This window comes from Affinundibacterium flavidum (genome assembly GCF_014284175.1).
GTDB lineage: Bacteria > Pseudomonadota > Gammaproteobacteria > Burkholderiales > Burkholderiaceae_D > Undibacterium > Undibacterium flavidum.
Window position 1 is genome coordinate 50359 of record NZ_JACOGA010000026.1, and the last position, 10030, is coordinate 60388.

General features: G+C 45.0%; 8 protein-coding genes. 2 read left to right on the top strand and 6 right to left on the bottom strand.

What is annotated here, in order from left to right:
- Positions 1–147: 147 nt before the first annotated feature.
- Entirely contained in the window at positions 148–885 is a 738-nt protein-coding gene (locus tag H8K55_RS20205) for a PPC domain-containing protein (protein WP_186943906.1), read from the top strand.
- A 99-nt stretch (positions 886–984) separates the two neighbouring features.
- On the opposite strand, the gene H8K55_RS20210 is transcribed toward H8K55_RS20205, so the two are convergent.
- From H8K55_RS20210 to H8K55_RS20220, 3 genes are all read right to left on the bottom strand, one after another.
- Positions 985–1647 (bottom strand): hypothetical protein, encoded by a 663-nt coding sequence (locus H8K55_RS20210; protein WP_186943908.1) that lies wholly within the window; start codon positions 1645–1647, stop codon positions 985–987.
- Positions 1648–2165: 518 nt separating this feature from the next.
- The gene (locus H8K55_RS20215) at positions 2166–3503 is read right to left on the bottom strand and encodes a dipeptidase (RefSeq protein ID WP_186943910.1); all 1338 of its coding nucleotides are present in this window, start codon (positions 3501–3503) and stop codon (positions 2166–2168) included.
- Between the two features lie 196 nt (positions 3504–3699).
- Positions 3700–4350 (bottom strand): DUF4272 domain-containing protein, encoded by a 651-nt coding sequence (locus tag H8K55_RS20220; protein ID WP_186943912.1) that lies wholly within the window; start codon positions 4348–4350, stop codon positions 3700–3702.
- Positions 4351–4474: 124 nt separating this feature from the next.
- On the opposite strand from H8K55_RS20220, the gene glmU reads away from it, so the two are divergent.
- Positions 4475–5842 (top strand): bifunctional UDP-N-acetylglucosamine diphosphorylase/glucosamine-1-phosphate N-acetyltransferase GlmU, encoded by a 1368-nt coding sequence (gene glmU, locus H8K55_RS20225; RefSeq protein ID WP_186943914.1) that lies wholly within the window; start codon positions 4475–4477, stop codon positions 5840–5842.
- 1061 nt (positions 5843–6903) lie between these two features.
- Here the strand turns inward: glmU and H8K55_RS20230 are convergent.
- The 3 genes from H8K55_RS20230 to H8K55_RS20240 form a co-directional block, all read right to left on the bottom strand.
- Positions 6904–7608 carry an SDR family oxidoreductase gene (locus H8K55_RS20230; protein ID WP_186943916.1) on the bottom strand — a complete coding sequence of 235 codons (705 nt, stop codon included), beginning with the start codon at positions 7606–7608 and terminating at the stop codon, positions 6904–6906.
- Between the two features lie 99 nt (positions 7609–7707).
- A complete protein-coding gene (locus tag H8K55_RS20235) occupies positions 7708–8709 on the bottom strand; it encodes an NADP-dependent oxidoreductase (RefSeq protein ID WP_186943917.1) in 1002 nt (333 codons plus the stop codon).
- Between the two features lie 99 nt (positions 8710–8808).
- Positions 8809–9426: a TetR/AcrR family transcriptional regulator gene (locus H8K55_RS20240; RefSeq protein WP_186943918.1), complete on the bottom strand. Its 618-nt coding sequence runs from the start codon at positions 9424–9426 to the stop codon at positions 8809–8811.
- Positions 9427–10030: the final 604 nt, after the last annotated feature.

The following is a 10030-nucleotide window of genomic DNA, read 5'->3' on the forward strand; positions in this document are numbered from 1 at the left end:
TACGAAAAAAACCACACATTTCTTCAGAAAAGAAGGTCAATTTTAGATATATCCGAGATGGAATTGCTTCAATAAAGTAAACAAGTTACATTCAATAATTACATTTATTAATGTAATTATTTACCCAACTACTTTAGGGAGCGAACAATGTTGAAGTCCATTTCATCTCAATTGACCAGCATCGCAACACGTACCATCAATAGTGGTTTGTGCCTGCTTGGTCTTACTAGTCTGATGAGTTTTAGTGTGCCGGTTTTGGCACAGACCATGATTTATGGCGGGCAAAATGTCAGCGTTAATATGGCGGCAGGCACACAATCGCACTATGTATTGAATGTACCCTCTGAAACTAAGAGTGTCAGTTTTAAATTGTCTGGCGGAACGGGTAACGCTGATCTGTACGTGCAGCAAAATGTGGCTGCGAGTCCGAGTTCTTATTATGCAAAATCTACCGGACCCACCAATGAAGAAAACATCAGTAAGATTGCCGCCTCTTCTAGATATTTTGTCTTGGTGAATGCCTTGACTCAAGTTCAAGGTGCTACATTGGTGGCAAGCTATGAGGCCAGCGAAATTTATTTTGTGACCAACGGTGTGCCTATGACGGGTATTAGTTTAGCGAAAGACAAGCAACGTTACTTTGTCATTACTGTGCCCGCTGGCAAATCCAAGCTCACGTATCAATTAAGTGGTGGTACTGGGGATGGTGATATTTATTTGAAATATGGTGCTCTACCAAGTACCACTAATTATGAAAAACGTTCGATGGGGGCAAGCAACGTCGAAACGATCAGTATTGATTTTCCACGTGCTGGTACTTATTATTTATTGTTACAAGCTGTCAGCAATGTGAGCGCTGCCAAACTGCTTACTACCTTCCAATGAACCATTATCCCATCAATCAAAAATGGTTTGATTGATGGGATACTTCATCAGTCTCTGCCTCTGCTTCTGTAGTGACCTTACCGGATAAGGCCTGAAGCTTTATTCGAAAATGGTTTTCTTCACTCGCACAAAGATTGAACCAGTCGGTGCTCCCCATTGATGACCGCCACAGACCACTTGATATAGCAACACCATACCTTGACTACTATTGTCAGAATAAACCATGGCATGCGTCCCTGAAGTCAGACGTGACGTACCAGTAGTTGTTTTTTTGTTTTGGAATTGTGAGGTATCAATCACTGGCAAACTGATGTACATCATTTGTTTTCCGCTACCACTTTCTATCACTTTGCAGTAGTACTCATTTGAGTTATTCCAGTGACTGCGGTCTTGAACTTCGATTTCAAAGAGGACTTTTTGGCCAGCTTTCAAAATAGCCCCAATAGGGAAAGCATTACTTTCTTCATTTCTGTCTAAAGGAATACTTTTGGCGATCAAATTTTGCTCTGCAATTTTCCCGCCTATGTTAAAACCGTCATCGTCGGTCTTTGCCGTATTGGCTGGCGGTGGTGGCGGTGCCGGCGCATCATTTTTTGCGGGCGCCGGCGTTACTGTTTCGGTTTTTGTTACTTGCACATTTTTGAGCACCTTGGGATCTACTTTTATGTTCGGACGTGTTCGTACTTCGGTTTGTGCATGTGCTAACGTGATACTGATTAAACTACTCAATAAAGCGCCGAATAACACTGTCTTCTTCGTCATTTTTTATCCCCTTATTTTCTTTCAAATTCTATTAAATTAAGGCTTCCCATTTTCAAGATTTTTCAACTCTTACGCCACACGCTAAGGGTTTTGACCGTCGCTGTGGTTATAGTTTGCCAGTGAAAATCAGCTGAAATAGTGCTTAAGCTTCACTTTTCAAAATTCAAAATTGGCAAGCTGTAAGCATACCAAAATAAGAAAACGGAAGTATTCGTATTTGTCTTGGTTGTCTTAAAGTTACAAACTGGGCGTAGCTTGTCGATGATTTCCAACACTTTATTAAGCTCGTGATGCCGAATGTGGGTTTTCTAAATACCCGAAATCAAATCAAGCCTAGTCTGAGCGACTTTCAGTTTGTTGAGGTAAGTGAATCACGTAGTAAGTGGTCGACGTTCAGCTGCGTTGATGTCATTGATTAATAAACGTCAGGGTAAATCAGTAGTTTAGTGATGCAAAAAGAAAAATCCCCAAGAGCTGAGCTGCTTGGGGATTCATGGTGGATTTTTTGCAGACAGTGATTATTTCTGCGCTTGTAATTCTTTCGCGATTTTTTCCACATCGCTCATCACACGTAATAAATTACCACTCCACAATTTGCCAATCTGTGCTTCGGTGTAACCACGACGGACTAATTCTAAGGTCACGTTGAAAGTTTCGCCCGCGTGATTCCAACCATCGATGCCGCCACCGCCGTCAAAGTCGGATGAAATGCCGACATGATCAATGCCGATTTTTTTGACTGCATAGTCAATATGATCAACCAGATCTTTGACTGTTGCGCGGCTTGGTGGTGGGAATTTGGCATCGACTTCGCTCAAGCGTTTTAGCAAGCTAGTGCGTTGTTCTTCGCTGATGCCACCGACTGGTCCACGGCGTACGCCTTGCACTGAGACGTTGTCTGGTAGTTTGAATTCTTCACGTACAGCTTTTAAAGCAGCGCGACGTTCGGCTGAGTCGGTTTTTAAATAAGAATTAAAACCAACGATTTGAATCACACCATTGTTGGCCTTCAGCGCTAGTAATTGTTCGTCATCCATATTGCGGCTGACATCGCACAAGGCACGCACAGAAGAATGGGAGGCGATGATGGGTGCTTTGCTAATCGCTAGTGTTTGCATCATCGATTCTTTCGATGGATGCGACACATCGACCATGATGCCCCACTTATTCATCTCGGCAATGACCTGTTTTCCAAGCGGCGATAAGCCGTTCCATTTCCAGCCGATTGCTTCGCCAGTATTCGAATCCGATAACTGGCTATGGCCTTGATGCGCCAAAGACATATAGCGCGCACCGCGTTCGTAGAATTGTTTGACGCGTTTTAAAGCGACTTTTTCGTCACCTAAAGGATAGGCATTTTCTACACCGATTAAGGCGACTTTTTTGCCTTTAGCATAAATGCGGCGCACGTCGTCAGTACTGCGGGCAAATTCGATTTGCGTAGGTGCCAGTACCGTCGTCATACGGTGTATACCCTCAAACATCGTGATGGCACTGTCATACGCGCGTTTGTATCCCGCAGGTTCGAAGGCATCGGCTTCAGTTGATTGACCGGTGTAGACGATGAAGAAAGAAGCATCCAAACCGCCAGCGATCATTTTTGGCAGCGTGACTTGGTTTTCTAAGTCTTGTGCGTAGTTGCGGGAAAAGCCAAAGTTATTGATATCGATATCATTATGTGTATCCAAAGTCAGTACACGTTTGTGTATGCCTTTGGCCTTGGTCACTAAAGCTTCCTCCGCTGAGGCAGTTTTGGCAGGTGGCTGAGCGTAACTGACCACGCTTAAGGCAGAAGCTGCGAACAGGGAGCTGATCAAGAGTGCGATCGGTAATTTATGGCGTGTAACTTGTCTCATGTTGTTCCTAATAGATGGTCTACCGATAGGGTAATGGATTTTGATAAAGGATATTGGACTTGCTAAACACTGCAATCATTTGTGTGAGGGCAATAGTGTGCGCCCTTGTACTCTAGACTCACTCAATGGCAGAAGGTTCCCAATAATAATGACTCATTCACATTCTATTCACTGTACATGAATGACTCATATGTGGCTATGCAGTCGTTTCGGTACTCACCAGATCCCAATTGTTTTCTTCATCGTAATTGCACATCCAGTTCACCGCCTGATGCCATTCGCATACCATGGCAGTATCGATATTGCCCGGACTGGGCTTGTCATTCAATTTTGCATGCCGCACTGCCCAATGCAAGCGGTATAACAAATCGGACCAATCCATGATGTCAGCTTTGCGTCTGAGTTTGAGCGCTACTGTCAATGGTGGTTTCTGATCTGATTGTGTGAAATGCTGCAGAATTTTTTCAGTCGCAATCGGTTTGGAACTCAGATCTATCTTGTCGAGTAAGCCTGCGCACCAGGCGAGAAAGTGAAAGGCATGCAGGCGATCACGAAAGCTTTGTTGCAGAGCATCGCTGACAGTTTCTTGCGACAGGAAGTTTAGTTCTTGTGCAGATAATACGGAGGTCAAATTATGCGCTTGCAGATACGCATGCATTGCCTTGCGCTCGCCACTGATCGCTGCCTGGCTAACTGCCCACAAGGCGATTAAGCGTGCTTCAACTTCTGTTGATGTTCGTAAGCGCACTTCTTCATCAGCCTCGATTACGTGTAATTGCACATTAATACGTATGCCGCGTTTATGGAGTTGGAGTTCGGAGGCTTCTTTACGGAGTTCGGGTGTCATGTAAATACAGTGTCGCTATGAAAGTTGGAGTAGTAGCCGCGATTATGACACTCTCAACCTGATGCTCCAAGGCAGATCGGCGTGATAGACTGTGAGCCTCACTTTATTCCACCTAAACACAAAAATGAACGTTGTTATTCTTGCTGCCGGCATGGGCAAACGCATGCAATCGGATATCCCCAAAGTGCTACATCCTATTGCTGGTAAAGCGATGTTGCAGCATGTGATTGCGACAGCACGCCAATTGCAGGCTGCGCAAGCGGCAAAAATTTGTGTCATTTACGGGCATGGCGGCGAGCAAGTACCAAGCGCAGTTGCTGTCGAAGATATTTGTTTTGCCAAGCAAGAACCGCAATTAGGTACTGGACACGCGGTAGCGCAGGCGATTCCTCATTTGGATGATGCAGTTTCAACTTTGATTCTATACGGCGATGTTCCACTCACACGTACGAGTAGTTTGCAACGCCTAGTCGAGGCTGCTGGTGGCGATAAATTGGCGATTTTGACTGCGCAAATGGCTGATCCAACTGGCTTAGGACGCATTATTCGGGAACAGGGGAAAATCCGCAGCATCGTTGAGCAGAAAGATGCGAATGCAGACGAAAGGGCGATTCAGGAAATCAACACCGGCATCATGGTGGCACCAACTGCTGCCTTGAAGCGTTGGTTGGGTAAATTATCTAATCAAAATGCACAAGGTGAATACTATCTGACCGATATCGTCGCCAGTGCGGTTGCCGACGGCGTCGAGGTCACTTCGGCACAACCAGAGGCAATTTGGGAAACTATGGGCGTCAATAGCAAAGTGCAACTAGCCGAACTAGAACGCTTACACCAACAACATATCGCGCTACGCTTGTTGGAGCAGGGCGTGACTTTGCTGGATCCGGCCAGAATCGATGTGCGCGGCAATTTGATTTGCGGACGCGACGTGACGATTGATATTGGTTGTGTGTTTGAAGGCCAAGTCGAGCTAGCAGATGGCGTCAAAATCGGCGCCAACTGTGTGATTAAAAATGCTCGTATCGGTGCTGGCGCAGACATCAAGCCTTTTTGTCATATCGAAGATGCGGTGGTTGGTGCCAAAGGTCAGGTCGGTCCATATGCGCGTTTGCGTCCGGGTGCCGAGTTAGCAGAAGACGTGCATATTGGTAATTTTGTTGAAATCAAGAATAGCCAAATTGCAGCGCACAGCAAAGCCAATCATCTGGCTTACATTGGTGATGCCACGATTGGTAGTCGTGTGAATATCGGCGCTGGCACGATTACTTGTAATTACGACGGCGTGAATAAATTCCGCACGGTGATTGAAGACGATGCCTTCATTGGCAGCGACAGTCAGTTGATCGCGCCAGTACGAGTCGGTAAAGGTGCGACCTTAGGTGCGGGAACGACGCTGTCGAAAGATGCGCCGGAAGGAAAGCTGACTGTATCACGCGCCAAACAATTGACGATAGAGGGCTGGCAGCGCCCGCAAAAAATCAAGAAGTAAAGCTGAGGAAATTAAGGATATGTCGATGAGCGGGTAGATGTATTCCCTGCTCCAGATACAAAACAGGGGGAAGAATTTCCCCCTAGACAGACGCCTTTTATGTGCCCCGGATAGCTGAGGTGGATTTTCATCCACATGCATCAAGGCATACAAATAAGGCGTCTATTTTTTACTACTCACTAGCGATCCAACGCGGGTTTCTACTCAGCCAGTGATTTACTACAATTGCTGCGCTTCAATTACTACTAACAACATCTAACATTTTCAAACATCTTCGAACTACTTAACGACTAAGTACAAAATACTAGATCTGACTACTACTGTGGTATCGCTCACGCAATCGCTCGCGCCACTTTTTTACTGATATTGCTAATTTTTACGACGTATTACTATTTCTATTACTATTTCTATTACTACTTCGAAAACTTGCTACAAAATTAGTTTGTAGAGTTATCGATCAAGTAAGTAGAGAATGCAGCTACTACAGCGATCATTGTTACTACCAGTTGGATTTCTACGAATGCGTTCAACATGATTATTCCTTTATAAGTGATTAAGTTTATCGTTTCTTTGCATTTGATTTAAATGCATCGTTGCGACAGGAAGAATCATAGCAAGGCGATAAATATAAATATAATTTTGATTAGTAATGTCAATCATTCACAAATTGTATATCTTGTCATCGTCAAGAAATAATTATTGATTTTAGGCATTAATTTCACAGAAATGTCGTCTAAATGCGACGATAAATTAACTAATAAATCATCAAAAATAATTTAAATGCAATTTAATTCTAGCCTTTATAAGCCAGCCTTATTGCGGAACCTCAATGGATTCGCGTTTAGCTAGGGATTCTTAGCCGCACTTTGAGGCTTCTCAAGCTTTTTGATGTGATAGTAATTGCCTGCTGTTCTACGTAATAATTGGCATGAACTATCAAATAAGTCGTGGACAGAATAGAGCGCTGTAAATTGAAGTTGAAATAGAAGTTAGCCCAAATTGACTCCTCAGACTTGGGCTAACTTTATTAATACCTTAAGAATTACGTCTTAAGGACGTGCTTACTTAATTTCAGGCAAATAAACCGGACGTGGTTCTGCCATGCCACTGTGAATTTGCTGGGTTAGCGCATCTGCCAGCACTTCATCTGCCCCTGCTTCTAATCCGTCAAGTGCGCGCAATACAATTTCTTCGGCACTGCTTTTTGGAACCTCAAAACCCCGTGTCAAATCCGTGTCGACATAGGCCATGTGCAAGCCCAATACTTGAGTTTTTTGCGTTGCGAGTTCGTGGCGCAATGCATTGGTCAACGACCACGCCGCTGATTTGCTTGCCGAGTAGGCGGCTAACTCACCGGCATTTACCCACGAAGCGACTGACAATACATTAAGGAGTGCTCCACCACCATTTGTTTTGAGAACGGGGGCGAATGCCTTACTCACGTTTAACACGCCAAAGAAGTTAGTCTCAAAAATACGCCGAGTTACGGCCTCGCTATCCTCCGTTAAGAATCCACCTGCTTGTGCAATCCCCGCATTGTTAATGACGATAGTGACATCCGATGCTTGTTGGGCGGCGGCAGCGACCTGTTCGGGCTTGGTGACGTCGAGCTTTAGCACTTCGACGCCTTGCAGCGTGACAGATTCTGGATTGCGAGCGGTAACGTAGACTTTGCGTGCACCGCGTGCGAGTACCGCAGTTGCGAATGCCAAACCTATGCCACGATTGGCGCCAGTGATAAGAACAACAGAATTTTCGATTTTCATTTGGGACTCCTGATAGTTAAGTGAAAGTTAAGTGAATATTTCGTATTACGATCATCATATTTTTAAGCGCAAAACAGCGCGACATACATTCAAGATTGATCAGCACACCTTGATGACAACCTTGCCTTTGGCTCGCCCGCTTTCAACATAGGCCAAAGCTTTATTTGTGTCTTCAAAAGAGAAAACCTTATCAACGACAGGTCGAATTGCCCCTGACTCGATCAAATTTGTGATTTGCTGCAATTGGCTTCCGCTTGCCTTCATAAACAGGAATGAATAGCCAACCTTGAGTTTCTTGGCTCTTCTACGCGTCGTAAAGCTCAGTATCCGCATGACCTGCTTTATTAACCAAGGTGCCTTGATTTCCTCTGCGAAAGTTGGATCAGGTGGTCCAGAGATTGAGATAAGTTCTCCGCGAGGTTTCAGTACCTTGAGGGACTTGGTCAGTGTGTTGCCATCCTGACTGTTCAGTACGATGTCGTATCCGCTTAAAACTCGTTCAAAATCTTCTTTCTTGTAGTCGACAATCTCGTCCGCGCCGAGCTCTTTGAGCATGGCAAAACTACCGGCGCTTGCGGTGGTCGCAACTTTCGCCCCGAGATGTTTTGCTAATTGAATCGCGAAAGTCCCAACGCCACCTGAACCTGCTTGAATGAAAACATTCTGTCCATTCTTGAGCTTCGCTTTTTCAACTAGCGCCTGCCATGCCGTCAAGCCGACTAAGGGGATGGATGCTGCCTCTTCCATCGAGATATTCTTAGGCTTGAAGGCGAGAGAAGCTTCTTTTACGGCGATGTATTCCGCGAATGTTCCTATTTGATGATCGTCGGGTCTTGAATAGACATCATCACCAGCTTTGAACTGCCGTACATTGCGCCCGACCTTAATCACTCGACCTGCGACGTCGTGCCCCAAAATAAATGGTGTCTTGTAAGGTAAAAGGAGTTTGAACTTACCGTTGCGAACCTTAGCGTCCAATAGATTTACACCAGTGGCATGTACTTGAACAAGGACTTCATCATCTAGCAAATTTGGGATGGGAACCTCTTTCATTTGCAGTGCGGAGTTCTTACCGTAGCGATCTAGGATAAATGCTTTCATGATGTTGGTCCTTTGTAGAAAATGTTTGTTAGTTTTTCGGTAGCTTGTTGCGACGTTGTATTTCGTATGATGATCATCATATTTAAAAGTAAAAAAAATTTAGGAGCTTGGCTTGCCAACAGGAACGACGACGCTCTTTAGGCTTGCATCACACAGTGACTGAGATAATGTGGGGTCATTCACCGCCCGAGCGAGTATTAAAGTGCCAACCAAGGTGGATACCGTCACAAGTGCACGTTCATGTGCTGCTTGCGGTTCCAAATCCGGAAATTGACGTGCAATGAGACCGATCATTTCTTTGATGCGGCTCGTTGCTGCATGGCGAACCTCGGGCGATTGGCGAGGCATTTCAGAACCAAGAGCGGAAATCGGACAGCCAGTCTCAATTCCTTCTATATGTTCCTTTGAAAGATAGACCTGCATCAGGGCCTGTAGTGCTTGGTCTGATGGTGCAGCAGCAAGAACTTGTGCGGCAAGGGCATTGGATTCAGCGCCTGCATGATCAGCAGCCTTTGCGAGCATTGCATCTCTCGACTCAAAATGTGCATAGAAAGCACCGTGTGTGAGTCCTGCTTCTTTCATGATATCCGCCACACCTGTGCCATCGTAACCACTGCGACGTATGGCGCGCGCAGCGGCAGTCACGATGCGCTCGTGAGAGGCTTCTTTAGTTAGGCTTCGGGAATTAGTAGTTTTATTTCGCATGACGGTCATCATATCAATGTATTTTTGCGATTGCAAGTGGAAAATAATTCTGAAGCAGATTTGTCGTCGGCAGTCCAGGCACTAGTGAGGAAAAAAGTCGAATGAAAAATATTCTTTGCATTGGAACATTTCATGGGGATGCAAAAAATCTAAGAACGCAAAAATCTTTCAAAATAAACGAGGTGTGCGGGCGGTTTGGTTGGCATTGTGGTTCGGCATCGTTGTAGAAAACATTTAGCTCGAAATATTTAAGTGATTTCTGCAAGTGGCAGGTCAAAGGCTTTATCTTTCTTCATTGATGGAAATTTGATAAATGATTTATATGATTAGAAAAATTGACCCTGTACTTATTCATGATTGACGCTTGATCATGCGAAATCAAGGTAGCAGAGTAGGGTGCGCCGTGCGCACCGAAGTAACAGTCTATGTGTGTGGTGCGCACGGCGCACCCTTGTATTATGAATGAAGAGTCGGTATTTTCACGGACTTGATGTTTTAACAGTTTTTGATAGGCATATCAGAAACGAGCAACTGGATGCCGTGCGCACCCTTTGGTTAAAAATCAGTGACGTAGATTTTGCACCAGTTGCTCACCCCTCGTCTAAAAATCGGACAG